This is a genomic window from Paracidovorax avenae ATCC 19860 (assembly GCF_000176855.2).
GTDB lineage: Bacteria > Pseudomonadota > Gammaproteobacteria > Burkholderiales > Burkholderiaceae_C > Paracidovorax > Paracidovorax avenae.
Window position 1 is genome coordinate 3,658,292 of the sequence record NC_015138.1, and the last position, 14,088, is coordinate 3,672,379.

At 69.7% G+C, this 14,088-nt stretch carries 12 protein-coding genes; 5 read left to right on the top strand and 7 right to left on the bottom strand.

Annotated elements, in window-relative coordinates:
- Window positions 1-94: 94 nt before the first annotated feature.
- A complete protein-coding gene (locus ACAV_RS15910) occupies window positions 95-1,276 on the top strand; it encodes an OpgC domain-containing protein (RefSeq protein WP_013595601.1) in 1,182 nt (393 codons plus the stop codon).
- A gap of 12 nt (window positions 1,277-1,288) precedes the next feature.
- On the opposite strand, the gene ACAV_RS15915 is transcribed toward ACAV_RS15910, so the two are convergent.
- Together ACAV_RS15915 and ACAV_RS15920 are read right to left on the bottom strand one after the other, a co-directional pair.
- Complete coding sequence (locus ACAV_RS15915; protein WP_013595602.1) at window positions 1,289-2,095, bottom strand: SGNH/GDSL hydrolase family protein; 807 nt, start codon at window positions 2,093-2,095, stop codon at window positions 1,289-1,291.
- Window positions 2,096-2,264: 169 nt separating this feature from the next.
- Window positions 2,265-3,575 carry an MFS transporter gene (locus ACAV_RS15920; RefSeq protein WP_013595603.1) on the bottom strand — a complete coding sequence of 437 codons (1,311 nt, stop codon included), beginning with the start codon at window positions 3,573-3,575 and terminating at the stop codon, window positions 2,265-2,267.
- Window positions 3,576-3,671: 96 nt separating this feature from the next.
- On the opposite strand from ACAV_RS15920, the gene ACAV_RS15925 reads away from it, so the two are divergent.
- Window positions 3,672-4,580, top strand: coding sequence for a LysR family transcriptional regulator (locus ACAV_RS15925; protein ID WP_013595604.1), 909 nt, complete (start codon window positions 3,672-3,674; stop codon window positions 4,578-4,580).
- 36 nt (window positions 4,581-4,616) lie between these two features.
- Here ACAV_RS15925 and ACAV_RS15930 read toward each other — a convergent pair whose 3' ends face one another.
- Complete coding sequence (locus tag ACAV_RS15930; protein ID WP_013595605.1) at window positions 4,617-5,600, bottom strand: Bug family tripartite tricarboxylate transporter substrate binding protein; 984 nt, start codon at window positions 5,598-5,600, stop codon at window positions 4,617-4,619.
- A gap of 33 nt (window positions 5,601-5,633) precedes the next feature.
- Window positions 5,634-7,091 carry an argininosuccinate lyase gene (gene argH / locus ACAV_RS15935; protein WP_013595606.1) on the bottom strand — a complete coding sequence of 486 codons (1,458 nt, stop codon included), beginning with the start codon at window positions 7,089-7,091 and terminating at the stop codon, window positions 5,634-5,636.
- 51 nt (window positions 7,092-7,142) lie between these two features.
- Here argH and ACAV_RS15940 point away from each other — a divergent pair, with 51 nt between their 5' ends.
- Together ACAV_RS15940 and ACAV_RS15945 are read left to right on the top strand one after the other, a co-directional pair.
- The gene (locus ACAV_RS15940) at window positions 7,143-8,207 is read left to right on the top strand and encodes a sensor histidine kinase (RefSeq protein WP_013595607.1); all 1,065 of its coding nucleotides are present in this window, start codon (window positions 7,143-7,145) and stop codon (window positions 8,205-8,207) included.
- Window positions 8,208-8,247: 40 nt separating this feature from the next.
- Window positions 8,248-8,985 carry a LytR/AlgR family response regulator transcription factor gene (locus tag ACAV_RS15945; protein WP_013595608.1) on the top strand — a complete coding sequence of 246 codons (738 nt, stop codon included), beginning with the start codon at window positions 8,248-8,250 and terminating at the stop codon, window positions 8,983-8,985.
- 87 nt (window positions 8,986-9,072) lie between these two features.
- On the opposite strand, the gene ACAV_RS15950 is transcribed toward ACAV_RS15945, so the two are convergent.
- Complete coding sequence (locus tag ACAV_RS15950; RefSeq protein ID WP_013595609.1) at window positions 9,073-10,023, bottom strand: IS110 family transposase; 951 nt, start codon at window positions 10,021-10,023, stop codon at window positions 9,073-9,075.
- Window positions 10,024-10,252: 229 nt separating this feature from the next.
- Between ACAV_RS15950 and ACAV_RS15955 the strand changes: the two genes are divergently transcribed.
- Window positions 10,253-11,854: a lyase family protein gene (locus ACAV_RS15955; protein WP_013595610.1), complete on the top strand. Its 1,602-nt coding sequence runs from the start codon at window positions 10,253-10,255 to the stop codon at window positions 11,852-11,854.
- A 205-nt stretch (window positions 11,855-12,059) separates the two neighbouring features.
- On the opposite strand, the gene ACAV_RS15960 is transcribed toward ACAV_RS15955, so the two are convergent.
- Entirely contained in the window at window positions 12,060-12,947 is an 888-nt protein-coding gene (locus tag ACAV_RS15960) for a ZIP family metal transporter (protein ID WP_013595611.1), read from the bottom strand.
- 82 nt (window positions 12,948-13,029) lie between these two features.
- Entirely contained in the window at window positions 13,030-13,938 is a 909-nt protein-coding gene (locus tag ACAV_RS15965; protein ID WP_013595612.1) for a dienelactone hydrolase family protein, read from the bottom strand.
- Window positions 13,939-14,088 lie beyond the last annotated feature (150 nt).

The following is a 14,088-nucleotide window of genomic DNA, read 5'->3' on the forward strand; positions in this document are numbered from 1 at the left end:
AGCACCGTGAAGCCCGCTGAGTTGTAAACGGCCTACACACCCCGTCCCCGGGATGCCCGCACAATGGCGCGGCGCTCGAAGCGCCCTCCACTCCATGCCCGAAACCTCCACTTCCCGCCGCTGGGAGATCGATGCCGTCCGGGGACTCATGCTGGTCCTCATGACGGTCACCCATCTGCCCACGCGGCTCACGATGCCGCTCGGCCAGCCCTTCGGCTTCGTCTCGGCGGCCGAGGGGTTCGTGCTGCTGTCCGCCTACATGGCGGGCATGGTGTACGGCCGCACCGCCGCCCGCCGCGGCATCCCGTCCATGCGGCAGGCCTTCCTGCGCCGGGCCACCAAGATCTACGCCTGCCAGGCCGCCACCCTGCTCTTCCTCTTCACCGTGATCACCTTCATCGGCATCCGGGTGGACGAGCCGGCCATCAAGGGCCTGATCACCTTCTACCTGGCAAAGCCGATCGAGGCGCTCGTGGGCGGGCTGCTGCTCGTGTACGAGCCCCCGCTGCTCGACATCCTGCCCATCTACGTCCTCTTCATGCTCGCAAGCCCCTGGGTGATGTCGGTCGGGCTGCGGCGCGGCTGGGCGCCGGTGCTGGCCGTGAGCACCGCGCTGTGGTTCCTGGCGCAGTTCGGGCTCTCGAAGTGGTTCTACGACGCCATCAATACCGTCATCAGCAATCCCATACCCTTCCACGAGACGGGCACCTTCTCGATGTGGGGCTGGCAGTTCCTCTGGGTGCTGGGCCTGTGGATGGGCGCGTCGCGCAACGATCCCGAAGCACCACCCTTCGTCTTCCCGCGCTGGGCGACAGGGGCGGCGGCCGCCATCGCGGTAGTGGGTTTCTGCTGGCGCCACGCGATCGGCCAGGTCCCCTTCGGCGACGGCCTGCCCGAGTGGAACCTGGTGTTCGACAAATGGCAGCTGGGGCCGTTGCGGGTGCTGAACCTGTTCGCGCTGCTCGTGCTGGCGATCCGGTTCGGGCCGCCCCTGGCGGCGCGCATGCCGCGGCCGCGCTGGCTGGAAACCCTGGGCGCCGCCTCCCTGCCGGTGTTCTGCGCCCACCTCGTGGTGGTGCTGCTCGCCATCAGCCTGATGGGGGCACGCTACGACCGGCCGTGGTGGCAGGACATCGCCCTGCTGGCCGTCTGCTTCGCGGCCCTGCACGCCGTGGCGCGGGTCAGCCTGTGGTGGGACAAGGGGCCGGACGAAGATGCGCCGGGCGCCCCGCGCAAACTGCTGCGCCTGCGGCGGCCCCTGCCCCCGGCGCTGTAGCCTGGGGAAACCTCAGGGCCGGGCGCTGGCCCGGATGAGCCCGTCCGTGCCCGGCTGCGCGGCCGTGGCGCCGCCCGCGGGCGCCGCGCCGTCGCCCACGTAGCTGCCGATGATGGTGCGCCAGAGGTCGTAGCCCGCGTCGTTCATGTGCAGGTGGTCGGCCCCGAACAATTCGGTGCGCGGCAGACCCTGCGCATCCAGCATGGGGGTGAAGATGTCGATGAAATCGCTGTTGGGCACCGTGCGCACGTACTGCGCCAGCAGGGCGTTGGCTTCGCGCATGCGCGGCAGCAGCGACAGCCGCAGCGGGCTGGGCTTGATGGAGATGTAGCTGATGCGCGTCTCGGGCAGCGCCTCTCGCACCGAGCGCACGAAGGACTGGAAGCTCTCGAGCACCTGCTCGGGCGTGCGCCCTTCCGCCAGGTCGTTGTCACCCGCATACACCATCACATGGCGGGGCTGGTACTGCAACACGAGGTTCTTCACGAAGTACTGGCAGTCGGCCATGGTCGAGCCGCCGAACCCGCGGTTGATGACCACGGGCAACTGCCGGAAATCCTCGCGCAGATCGGTCCACAGGCGAATGGTCGAGCTGCCGACAAAGAGTACCCCACCCGCCTTCGGCAGGCCCGCCTTGTCCGCCGCTGCGAAGGCGTCCATGCTCGATTGCCAGCGCGCGTAGGGCGCCGGAAGTGTGGCAGCCGCCGAAGGTGCCGGCGTGGGCGCGGCCCAGGCGGCACCGGCCGGCAGGAGCGCTACGCACAGCACGGCCGCGGCAACGCGGCCAGGACGGAAACGGCGGGAAAGGCTCAGGGACATGGACGGGTCACTCCGAGAAAACAGCAGCGTGTGATCGATTGTCCGCCGCAGCATTCCCCGCAGAACACAATTTTTACAAATTGAACCTTATACGTTACAAATTACCGGAGCATTTCCGCATCGCGGTCCGGCCGGGCGCCTGCCCGGGCCACCGCATCGGCCCGGAAGCTCATCCTTGGGCCCATGCCGCTGGCTGTACCCGGGCTGCCCTTCCCAGGGCCGCCGCAGCCACCAGGCCGGCCAGCGCGATGCCGCCGGTCAGGCCCGCCACGGCCGGCCATCCGCCGTGCTGCCAGAACCAGCCGCCCGCAGACCCTGTGACGCTGGAGCCGAGGTAATAGAAGAGCAGATAGAGCGACGCCGCATGGCCCTTGGCCTCGCCGGCCTGCGGCCCCACGGAACCGCTCGCCACGGCATGGCCGATGAAAAAGCCGGTGGTGACCAGCGCGATGCCGGCCACGACCGCAGCCAGCGGCGCGAACAGCGTCAGGCCAACGCCCGCGAGCATGAGCGCGAACCCGGCGGCCAGCAGCCGGTGCCGGCCGAAACGATCGGCCAGGGCGCCTGCGACCGACGAGGACACGATGCCGAAACCGAAGGCCAGGAAGATCAGGCTGGCCTGCGTCTGGCCCAGGTGATAGGGCGCACCCGACACCCGGAAGGTGGCGTAGTTGAACACCGTGACGAAGACGCTGGTTAGCAGGAAGCCGATGGCATAGATGCGCAGCAGCCCCGGATTGCGCAGGTGCCCGGCCCATGCGCGCAGATGGAACTGCGCGTTGATGCCGGGCCGGCGCACGAAGCGGCGCGATGGCGGAAGCAGCCGCAGGAAGCCTGCCGCGGCGGCAAGGCACAGCAGGCCGAGCCCGCCCAGCGCCAGGCGCCACGAGGTGAACTCGGTGACCAGCCCCATCCCCACGCGGCCCACCATGCCGCCGAAGGCCGTGCCGCCCACATAGAGGCCCATGGTGCGCGCAAGGGCAGCGGGCTCGATCTCCTCGGCCAGCCACGCCATGGCCACGGCGGGCACGCCGCCCAGCACCAGCCCTTCCAGCGCCCGGGCCACGAGCAGGCCGTGCCACGTGGGCGCGAGGGCCGCTCCGATCTGCAGCAGCGCCGCGAGCGCCATGGAAGCACACATCAAGCCGCGGCGGCCGAGGGCCTGCGAGAAAGCGCCGGCCAGCACGATGGCGAAGGCCAGCCAGCCCGTGGTGAGCGACAGCGCGAGCGAGCTCTCCGCCGGGCTGACGCCGAAACCCGACGCGAACGCAGGCAGCAGGGGCTGCACCGAATAGATCAGCGAAAAGCTGGCCAGGCCCAGCAGGAACATCGCCAGGCCGGCGCGGCGGTACTCCGGGGTGCCGCGCCGCACCCAGTCGGCATAGGTGGCGCTGCCTTGCGGGGTAGAGGGGGACGGGGGAGTGGCGGCGGCGTCCGGGCTGCCGGAGGACGAAGCGGGAAAGGCGGGGTAAGAGACCATGGACTGCAGGAGGTGACGCAGGTCAATGTAGGGCGCACGACCCCATCTGTCCAATATATGACACCCCATGAAGCCATATGTTCTATAAATGTCGACATGGAACTGCGACACATCCGCTACTTTCTCGCCGTGGCCGAGGAAGGCAACTTCACCCGGGCCGCGGCGCGCCTGGGCATCGGGCAGCCGCCACTGAGCCTGCAGATCCGCGACCTGGAAGCCGAGGTCGGCGCCCCGCTCTTCCACCGCGTCCCCCACGGCGCCGAACTGACGGAGGCCGGCAGGGCCTTCCTGGAAAAGGTGCAGCCATTGCCGGCGCAGGCCACCCAGGCACTGCAGGCGGCCCGGCGGGCAGCCCGTGGCGAGACCGGTCAACTGCAGCTGGGTTTCACCGGCACGGCGGCATTCAATCCCCTGGTTCCGGCCTGCATCCGGGCGTTCCGCCACGCCTTCCCCCAGGTGGAGCTGCGCCTGGTGGAGGCGAATTCGGTGGCGCTCGCCACGGCACTGCTGGAGGGACGCATCGATGCCGCCGTACTGCGCCCTTCCCTTTCCGATCCGGCCGCGCTCGCGGTGCAACCGCTGGTGGAAGAGCCGCTCGTGGCCGCATTGCCTGCCGACCACGCCTGCGCCCGCGGACGCGGCGGACTGGCGCTGCAGGCCTTGCGGGATGACCCGTTCATCCTCACCCCGCGCGCGGTGGGCATCAGCCTGCACGACGCGGTGCTGGACGCCTGCCGCGCCGCCGGCTTCGAGCCCGCGCAGGGCCAGCCCGCGCCGCAGATCGCGTCCATCCTGTCGCTGGTCTCGGCGGAAGTGGGGGTCTCGCTGGTGCCCGCCTGCATGCGCCAGCTCAGCGTGCGCGGCGTGGCCTTCCGCCCGCTGCGCACTCCCGCGCCGCGCGTGGGCCTGGCCGTGGCGCACCGTGCCGCGCGGCCGCCGGAAACGGCCCTGCAGTTCGCGGCCATCGCCCGGCGCGTGGCGGCAGGCCCGGGGCGGCCGGAGTGAGGCACGCGGGCGCAGGCGCCCTGCCCCGCGCCGCGCTCACTGCGGCTGGAAGCCGCTTTCGCGGATGATGCGCGTCCAGGCCTGGGTGTAGGCGCGCTCGCGCGCCGTGAGCTGCTGCGGGGTCATCGGCGTGACCGTGAGGCCCATGGCCACCAGTTGCTCCCGCACGTCGGCACGGGCCAGCACCTTGGCGAGGGCTTCCGAGAACTGCTGCACGGCCTTCGCGGGCGTACCGGCCGGGGCGTAGAAACCGTAGTAGGGAAGATCCTCGAACCCCTTCAGGCCCAGTTCACCGAAGGTGGGCACATCGGGCAGCGCGGCCTGCCGCCGGTCGCCCAGCACCGCCACGATGCGGATCTTGCCGGCCTTGTGGTTCTCCAGGAAGTCCGGCACCGACCCGACGCCCGCCGCGATCTGGTTGCCCAGCATGTCGCCGATCATGGGCGCGCTGCCCCGGTAGGGCGCGGACACCAGGTCGAGCCGGTAGCGCTCGCCGAGCAGCTTCACCAGGAACTCGGGCGTGGAGGCCGGCGCGGGAATGCCCACCGCGCTCTTGCCGCCCTGCGATTTCACCCAGGCCACGTACTCGTCGAAGCTGCGGGCCGGCGTGCCGCCCGATACGGCGAAGGCGTTGACGAAGGTGGCCACGCCGCCCACGCCGATGAAGTCGTGCGCGGGATCGAACCCCGGGTGCTTCACCACCTGCGGCAGGATGGAGATGGTGTGGTCGTGCGTGAGGAAGACGGTGCTGCCATCGAGCGGGGACGTCTTGAGCACCTGTGCGGCGATCTGGCCGCCGGCGCCGGGCCGGTTCTCCACCACCACCGGCACGCCGAGCACGTCCTTGAGCTTGTCGGCCAGCAGCCGCGCGATCGCGTCCGAGCCGCCGCCGGGCGGGAAGCCCACCAGGATGCGCAGCGTCTTGCCGGCCTGCGCCCGGGCCGCGAGGGGTAGGCCCGCTGCCAGCGCGGCGCCGGCAAGGGAGGCATGGGAGAGCAGGCGGCGGCGGGACAGGGTCATGGCGGGGCTCCGGTCAGGAAGAAAACGACGTGTTCAGCCCAGGCGAGCGCGGTGGCGCGCCAGCTGGGTACGCACCTGCGCGGGCGCCGTGCCGCCCAAAGTGTTGCGGGCGTTCAGCGATCCGCGCAGGCTGAGGGCGTCGAACACGTCCTTCTCGATGGCCGGGTGGAAACCCTGCAGCACCGTGAGCGGCAGCTCGGACAGGTCCACGCCGTGGGACGTGGCGGCCTTCACGGCATGGGCCACGGTTTCATGGGCGTCGCGGAACGGCAGGCCCTTCTTGACGAGGTAGTCGGCCAGGTCGGTGGCCGTGGCGTAGCCCTTCTGCGCGGCCTGCTCCATGGCCTGCGGATTGACGGTGATGCCGCCCTCCTTTTTGCCGGTGGCCGGGTCGGGCTGGCCGCCGACCATCTCGGCGAAGATGCGCAGCGTGTCCTTGAGCGTATCGACGGTGTCGAACAGCGGCTCCTTGTCTTCCTGGTTGTCCTTGTTGTAGGCCAGGGGCTGGCCCTTCATCAGCGTGATGAGGCCCATCAGGTGGCCCACCACGCGGCCGGTCTTGCCGCGCGCCAGCTCGGGCACGTCGGGGTTCTTCTTCTGCGGCATGATGGACGAGCCGGTGGTGAACCGGTCGGCGATCCGGATGAAGCCGAAGTTCTGGCTCATCCAGATGATGAGCTCCTCGGACAGGCGGCTCACGTGCACCATGCACAGGCTGGCGGCGGCCGTGAATTCGATGGCGAAGTCGCGGTCGCTCACGGCGTCCAGGCTGTTCTGGCACACGCCCTCCATGCCCAGCGTGCGCGCCACGCGCTCGCGGTCCAGCGGGTAGGTGGTGCCGGCCAGCGCGGCGCTGCCCAGCGGCAGCACGTTGGTGCGGCGGCGCACGTCCTGCATGCGCTCGGCGTCGCGGGCGAACATTTCCACGTAGGCCAGCATGTGGTGGGCAAAGCTCACGGGCTGGGCGACCTGCAGGTGGGTGAAGCCGGGCAGGATCACGTCCACGTTCTGTTCGGCCACGTCCACCAGGGAGCGCTGCAGTTCCGTGAGCAGGTCGGCGATCAGGTCGATCTCGCCGCGCAGCCAGAGGCGCACGTCGGTGGCGACCTGGTCGTTGCGGCTGCGGCCGGTGTGCAGGCGCTTGCCGGCATCGCCCACCAGCTGGGTCAGGCGGGCCTCGATGTTGAGGTGCACGTCTTCCAGGTCGAGCTTCCATTCGAAGGCGCCCGACTCGATTTCCTGGGTGATCGTGGCCATGCCGCGCTGGATGGCGGCGTGGTCCTGGGCGCCGATGATGCCCTGGGCCGCGAGCATCTCGGCATGCGCCAGGCTGCCTGCGATGTCGGCCTGCCACAGGCGCTTGTCGAAGAACACGCTCGACGTGTAGCGCTTGACCAGATCGCTCATGGGTTCGGAAAACAGGGCCGACCAGGCCTGGGCCTTGGTGGCGAGCTGGTCTTGGGAAGGTTGCGCGGAAGGGCTGGAGGACATGGAGGGCAATAATCCGGAGGTTTCGGCCACCCGGAACGCCCGGATGCCGCGATGCAAGAGACCCAAATTTTATCGACCCGGCCCCAGCCCCTGGCAGAGTCCCCTCCGGAGGGCCTCGGCGGACGCGCGCTCGTCTTCGACGCATGCCATGTCGGCGTGGTGCTGCGCGCCGTGCTTTTCGTGGAGATCGTGCTCGGCGTGGGCGCGATGTACGGCGCCGACGGCCCGGCCGCCTGGCTGGCCCGGCTGTCGCTGCTGACCGGCGGAGCGCTGCCGGCCACCCTGGCCTGGCTGGTCACGGCCTGCAGCCTCAAGACCCTGCTGCAGCGCCTGCCCGTGGCGCTGCAATACGCGGCCGGCGTGGGGCTGGGGGCGCTGGCCGGCCTCTACGCCTGCGGCATGCTGGTGCTGGTCGGCGTGCCCATGGAGGCACCGTGGCTCGCCAGCGCCGCGAGCGGGGCGCTGCTGTCGGCACTGCTCGTGGCGGCGCTGGTGCTGCGCGCCCGCGCACGCACGCCGGCCGCCACCACCGCGCGGCTCGGCGAACTGCAGGCGCGCATCCGGCCGCACTTCCTTTTCAACACCCTCAACAGCGCCATCGCGCTGGTGCGCGACGAGCCAGCCAAGGCCGAGGCGCTGCTGGAAGACCTGAGCGACCTGTTCCGCCATGCCCTGGTGGAACAGGGCGACTCCGCGACGCTGGGCGAGGAGATCGTGCTCGCGCGGCGCTACCTCGCCATCGAGGAAGTGCGCTTCGGGGAGCGCCTGCGCGTGCAATGGCTGCTCGATCCGCGCACGGACGGCGCCCGGCTGCCACCCCTGCTGCTGCAGCCGCTCGTGGAAAACGCCGTCAAGCACGGGGTGGAGCCCTCCGCGCAGGGCGGCAAGCTGCGCGTGAGTACCGAACTGCGCGGCAGCCGCGCCGTGGTCACCATCACCAACACGGTGCCGCCCGGCGGGACCCGCGCGGGCGATCACACGCCCCGCGGCCACGGCATCGCCCTGGCCAACGTGCGCGACCGGCTGCGCCTGCTGCACGATGTGCAGTGCGACTTCTCGGCGGGCATGCACAATGGCTTCTACCGGGTGCGCATCTCCCTGCCGGCGCATGCCTGACGCCCGCCATCGCGACCGATACCACCTCCTTGCGGCTCCCATGCACATCCTCATCGTGGACGACGAAGCCCTGGCCCGCAGCCGCCTGCGCACGCTGTTGTCCGACAGTGGCGGGCATACCCTGGCCGAAGCGGCGAATGCCGCCGAAGCGCTGCAGTTGCTGCGCGCGCCGGGCGGGCGGCCCTTCGACACCGTGCTGCTCGACATCCACATGCCCGGCCAGGACGGGCTCTCCCTGGCGCATGCGCTGCGCGCCCTGGCCAGCCCTCCCGCCATCGTCTTCGTGACGGCGCACGCCGACCATGCCGTGAGCGCCTTCGAGCTGGATGCGGCGGACTACCTCACCAAGCCCGTGCGCGCCGAGCGCCTGCAGCAGGCGCTGGCCAAGGCCCAGCGTGCCGCCGCCCGGCCCCCTGCAACTGCCCCGGCCCCCGCGGACACGGAGGCGCTGCTGATCCAGGACCGGGGCCGCACCGAGCGTGTACCGCTGGACGAGGTGGTCTATGTCAAGGCCGAGCTCAAGTACCTCACCGTCCGCACGGGCACGCGCAGCTACATCCTGGACGGCGCGCTGAGCGAACTGGAAGCGCGTTATCCATCCCGCTTCCTGCGGGTGCACCGCAACGCGCTGGTCGCCCGGCGCGCGCTGCGCTCCATCGAGAAGCACTACGACCCGGTGGAAGGCGAAGGCTGGGCCGTGCGCATGCACGGCCTGCCGGAACTGCTGTCCGTGTCGCGCCGGCAGGTATCCGCCGTCCGCGAAGCGCTGGCGGGCTGAGCCGGTGCCGGCGGCCACGGGCCGCGCAGGGCGTTCCTCGGCGCCATCCAACGAGAAATTACACAGCAACCATCTTGAATGACTAGCTCAAAGACGCTCAGCAAAGTCATCGCGCCAGGGCGACCTGGTGCGAGCGATCGCGTTCAGGATGACCAGCAGCTTGTGCATGCATGCCACGAGGGCGACCTTCTTGGCTTTGCCCGCGGCCAGCAGCTTGGCGTAGAACACCTTGAGGACGGGGTTGAAGCGCGTGCCGACCAAGGCTGCGACGTAGAGCACGCGCCGCACGTCGGCGCGGCCACCGAAGATGTGGCGCTGGCCCCTGAGCGTGCCCGAGTCTCGGTTCATGGGCGCCAGACCGACCAGGGCCGTGATCTGCTTGCGATTGAGCTGGCCGAGTTCGGGAAGTTGCGCCAGCAGCGTGCAGGCGGTCGTCGGCCCCACGCCCTTGACCGAGGTCAGCAGTTTGGCCAGGTCGGCGTGGTGAGTCTGGACATGCGCCTTGAGCTCGTCATCGACATCGTGCAATTGCGCCGCGATGGCATCCATGATCGCCAGGATGCTGGGCTTGGCCTTGCGGTGGGCCACGCCCAGGCGCTGGCGCTCGGACACCAGCATGGCCACCAGTTGCCTGCGGCGCACCACCAGGGCCGTGAGCTCGCGGCGCTCGTCGTCGGCCAGGGCACGAGGCTGGTGGCCTTGCGCATCGAGCATCGAGGCAAAGCTGCGCAGAGCTTGCGCGTCGATGCGGTCGGTCTTGGCCAGCTTGCCCACGCAGCGCGCGAAGTCGCGTGCCTGGCGAGGGTTGACCACCGACACGTGCAAGCCCGCGCCCGCCAAGGCCAGCGCGAGGTCTTGCTCATAGCCGCCGGTGGCCTCCATCAGGATGAGCCTGGGCGCCAGCGGTGCGAGCCATTGGCACAGCTGGGCATGGCCGGCTTCGTCGTTGGCCAGATTGAGCGTCTGCAGTTCGCCCGTGACAGCCACTTCGAAGCTGTTCTTGGCGATATCGATGCCCACGTAGACGAGTTCACTCATAGCGGTTCTCCAACTCCCAGCCTTACGAATACGAAATGTGTTCGGTCAACCATTCGGGATGCGGCAGAACAAAGGGACCACCACCGTGCGCCCTGGGCTGTCATTCGAGCTCGCGCTCGCAGGAGACACAGGCTGCGCGGCGGTGAGTCAACCCGTTCAGTGGCCAAGGCCGGCCGGCCTGCCTTGACGACTGAAGTTTGAACCAACTGAGACATATAAGGAGACAGGCATGACGATCCCACGAGAAAGCCCCCGGAAACACCTGCGGTTGCACGCCGCACTGCACGCCCTCGCCTGCGCTGCCGCGCTGTGCACGGGCGCCACGGCGGCGGCGCAGGCCGGAGCACCAGCACAGGCGCCGGAGTCCGGCCCACCGTCTGCAACTCCGGCCCGGCCGGCCGCAGCCCCACCCCGCGACGAGTTCTTCTGGCTCGGCGAGATCAACAAGGCATCGGCCGTCATCAACATCGACCAGGGCCTGCTCGACAAGTCCCTGGCGCCGCTGGTCCACGACAGCATCAGCAAGGTGCTGGCCGACGGCAACCGGCCCGGCGGCAAGCGGCCCCGGCTGGTGATCACTTTCGAGCCCCTGCTCATCGAGGCCGCGGGTCCGCAGATCACGCTGCTGCACGCCGGCCGCTCCAGCCAGGACATGCTCTCCACCGTGCGCGCGGCCATGCTGCGCGACCAGATGCTGCAGCTGGCCGAGGCGCTGAACCAGACGACGGCCACCATGGTCCGGCTGGCCGACAGGCACCAGGCCACCGTGGTGCCCAACTACACGAACGGCGTGGCCGCGCAGCCCAACAGCTACGGCCACTACCTGCTGGGCCTGGCCAGCGGCCTGGACCGCGATGCGCAGCGCATCCGCGAGGCCTATGCCCGCATCGACCGCTCGCCCATGGGCACCACGGTGCTCAACGGCACGAGCTGGCCGCTCGACCGCCAGCGCATGGCGGACTACCTGGGCTTTTCCGCCACGGTGGACAACGCCTACGACGCCGCACAGGTCTCGGCCGTGGACCAGCCGGTGGAGGCCGGCGCCATCGTCATGGCGATCGCCCTGCATGCCGGCACCTTCATCGAGGACGTGATGACGCAGTACGCGCAGCCCCGCCCTTGGATCCTGCTGCAGGAAGGCGGCGGCAACACTTACGTGTCGAGCGCGATGCCGCAAAAGCGCAACCCCGGCCTGCTCAACGCCACGCGCCGCGACGCCTCGCAGGCCCTGACGCTGGGCATGGGCGCGGCCATCCAGGCGCACAATATCCCGCCCGGCATGCAGGACCCCAAGGAAGCGCGCAACAACACCGCCATGGTGCAGAGCGCGATCGACGTGCTGCGCCAGTGGGACCGCATCCTGGGCGCGCTGGTCATCGACCCGCAGCGCGCACTCGAGGAATTGAACAGCGACTGGACCGCCTCGCAGGAACTGGCCGACGTGCTGATGCGCAAGTACCGGCTGCCCTTCCGCGTGGGCCACCATTTCGCGTCGGAGGTGGTCGAGTACGCCAAGGCGAAGGACATCAAGCCGCTGGACTTCCCCTACGCCGAGGCGCGCCGCATCTATGCGGAATCGGTGCACGGCTCGGAATTCCCCGCGCAACTGCCCATGGACGAGGCCGAGTTCCGCGCCACGCTGGACCCGGTGGCCATCGTCCGCCACCGCGCGACAGCCGGCGGCCCCCAGCCAGCGGAAATGGCCCGCATGCTCAAGGCCGCCCAGGCCCGCGTGGAACAGCAATCGGCCTGGATAGCCGCGCAGCGCGCCCGCATCGGCAGCAGCCTCGCCCGCCTGGACCGCGACTTCGACCGCCTCGCCCCCCGCTGACCTCAGCGCATAGCCGCGTCGCGGCCAAGCGCGCCAGGCCGCGGACCAGGAAATGGTTGCCGCCCTCAAGCAGTGGGCGCGGCCCAGGCCAGCAGCAGCCAAGCAAGGGCCGCCCCGCAGCGAGGGCTGCGTCCCTCCCCCACCCGCCATGCGCAGCATGGCGAGAGAGGGGAGGGAAGCGGCGAAGCCGCTCAGGGAGGGTTCTCTAGTGCGCGTGCGCCATCCCGCTCACCAGCGTGACCACCACCATGCCGCCCAGCAGCCACGCGATCTGCGCCAGGGTCTGTTTGGCCGTCAGGCGCTTCTGCAGCTGGGGGATGAGGTCGGCCAGGGCCACATAGACGAAGCTGCTGGACGCAATGGCCAGGAAATACGGCAGCCAGTCCTGCAGCTCGCCCACCAGGAAGTAGCCCACCACGCCCCCGAGCGCGGTGACCGCGCCGGCCAGGGACACCTTGACCAGGGCCGCACGCCGGTCGCCGCTGGACTGGCGCAGCACCACCAGGTCACCCATGTGGTGCGGCACTTCATGGGCCAGGACGGCCAGCGCGGCGATGGCGCCCAGGCGCAGGTCGGCCAGGAAGGCGGAGGCGATCAGGATGCCGTCGCCGAAGCAGTGCACGCTGTCGCCCGTGAGCAGGGCCCAGCCGCCGGAGCCGCGATGGGAATGGGAATGGGCATGCCCGCCGTCGCCGCCATGCGCGTGGGCGTGGTGCCCGTGGCCATGTCCATGGTGGGTGTGTCCATGGGCGTGCACGTGCCCTCCTCCCGCACCTGGGTCGTCGTTGGCAGGCCCCACGCCGTGCTCGTGGCCGTGGTGCCAGAGTTCCGCCTTGTCCAGCAGGAAGAAGAAGACCAGCCCCACCAGCAGCGTGGCGAAGAGTTCGTGCGCGCCGGCCTGGCTCTCGAAGGCCTCCGGCAGCAGGTGCATGAAGGCCGTGGCCAGCAGCGCGCCGGCCGCGAAGCTCAGCAGGTGCCGCGGGCCGATGCCCGAGCGGCCGTCCCCCCAGCCGGCCCGCATGAGCAGGGCGGCCACCCACACGCTGCCGATACCCGCGGCCAGGGTGGCCAGGATGATTGCGATCAAAGTCATAGCTGTACGCGCTCGATTCTCGAAAACGAAAAAAGCCCCGAAGGGCTTTGCTGCGGGACGCGGCGCCCGGCGGGGCGGCGCATCAGCCCACGCCGTGCACCTTGAACCACGCCAGCGCGCGCTTCCATCCGTCCTCGGCGGCTTCCTTGCGGTAGCTGGGCCGGTAGTCGGCATGGAACGCATGCGGCGCGTCAGGGTACACCACGAACTCCGACGCCTTGGCGGCGGCGGAGCCGTTCTTGAGGGCCGCTTTCATCTTATCAATCGTGTCAAGAGGGATTCCGGTGTCTTTGTCGCCATAAAGGCCGAGCACCGGCGCCTTGAGGATGGGAGCGATGTCCACCGGGTGCTTGGGCGTGAGCTCGCTCGCCTGCCCCACCAGCCGGCCGTACCATGCCACGCCGGCCTTGACCGGGCCGTGGGCCGCATAGAGCCAGGTGATGCGCCCGCCCCAGCAGAAGCCCGTGATACCCACTTTGGAGAGATCGCCGCCATGGTCGCCGGCCCATTTCACGGTCGCGTCGAGGTCGGCCAGCACCTGGGCGTCGGGCACCTTGGAGACGACCTCGCTCATGAGCCTGGAGATTTCGGTGTACTGCGAGGGGTCCCCCTGGCGCACGAACATTTCCGGGGCGATGGCCAGATAGCCCGCCTTCGCGAAGCGGCGGCAGGTGTCGGCGATGTACTCGTGCACGCCGAAGATCTCCTGGATCACCAGCACCACGGGCAGCCCCGTCTTGCCGGCGGGCGCGGCGCGGTAGGCCGGCACCTTGAAGCCATTGACGTCGATCTCGACCTTGCCCGCCACCAGCCCGTCGGACGGCGTGTGGATGGCCGTCTGCGCCATCACCGGCATCGCCGCGGCGGCATAGCCCACGCCGAAGCCCGCGCCCAACGCCACGCGCATGGCGGTGCGGCGGCTGGCGCCGGCGTCGCTGGATTTGCCGGGCAGCAGGGCATCGAAATCTTTCCTGAGGTCGTCATGCAGCATGGAAGCTCCTGTGAAAAGAGGAAATGGGAACGCAGGGTCCGGAAGACTGGGCAGTCTATGTGAGCGCGCGGACGATTGCACGGGATGGATTGCTGGACAGCATTCAAATTTCTGTATTGACAGAAATTACCGAAGCAATAGACTCCATCC

What these genes read in the sequence shown, in the direction of transcription:
- ACAV_RS15910 (WP_013595601.1), top strand. Translation starts at nt 95, where the DNA reads ATGCCCGAAACCTCCACTTCCCGCCGCTGGGAGATCGATGCCGTCCGG.
- ACAV_RS15915 (WP_013595602.1), bottom strand. Translation starts at nt 2,095, where the DNA reads ATGTCCCTGAGCCTTTCCCGCCGTTTCCGTCCTGGCCGCGTTGCCGCG.
- ACAV_RS15920 (WP_013595603.1), bottom strand. Translation starts at nt 3,575, where the DNA reads ATGGTCTCTTACCCCGCCTTTCCCGCTTCGTCCTCCGGCAGCCCGGAC.
- ACAV_RS15925 (WP_013595604.1), top strand. Translation starts at nt 3,672, where the DNA reads ATGGAACTGCGACACATCCGCTACTTTCTCGCCGTGGCCGAGGAAGGC.
- ACAV_RS15930 (WP_013595605.1), bottom strand. Translation starts at nt 5,600, where the DNA reads ATGACCCTGTCCCGCCGCCGCCTGCTCTCCCATGCCTCCCTTGCCGGC.
- argH (WP_013595606.1), bottom strand. Translation starts at nt 7,091, where the DNA reads ATGTCCTCCAGCCCTTCCGCGCAACCTTCCCAAGACCAGCTCGCCACC.
- ACAV_RS15940 (WP_013595607.1), top strand. Translation starts at nt 7,143, where the DNA reads ATGCAAGAGACCCAAATTTTATCGACCCGGCCCCAGCCCCTGGCAGAG.
- ACAV_RS15945 (WP_013595608.1), top strand. Translation starts at nt 8,248, where the DNA reads ATGCACATCCTCATCGTGGACGACGAAGCCCTGGCCCGCAGCCGCCTG.
- ACAV_RS15950 (WP_013595609.1), bottom strand. Translation starts at nt 10,023, where the DNA reads ATGAGTGAACTCGTCTACGTGGGCATCGATATCGCCAAGAACAGCTTC.
- ACAV_RS15955 (WP_013595610.1), top strand. Translation starts at nt 10,253, where the DNA reads ATGACGATCCCACGAGAAAGCCCCCGGAAACACCTGCGGTTGCACGCC.
- ACAV_RS15960 (WP_013595611.1), bottom strand. Translation starts at nt 12,947, where the DNA reads ATGACTTTGATCGCAATCATCCTGGCCACCCTGGCCGCGGGTATCGGC.
- ACAV_RS15965 (WP_013595612.1), bottom strand. Translation starts at nt 13,938, where the DNA reads ATGCTGCATGACGACCTCAGGAAAGATTTCGATGCCCTGCTGCCCGGC.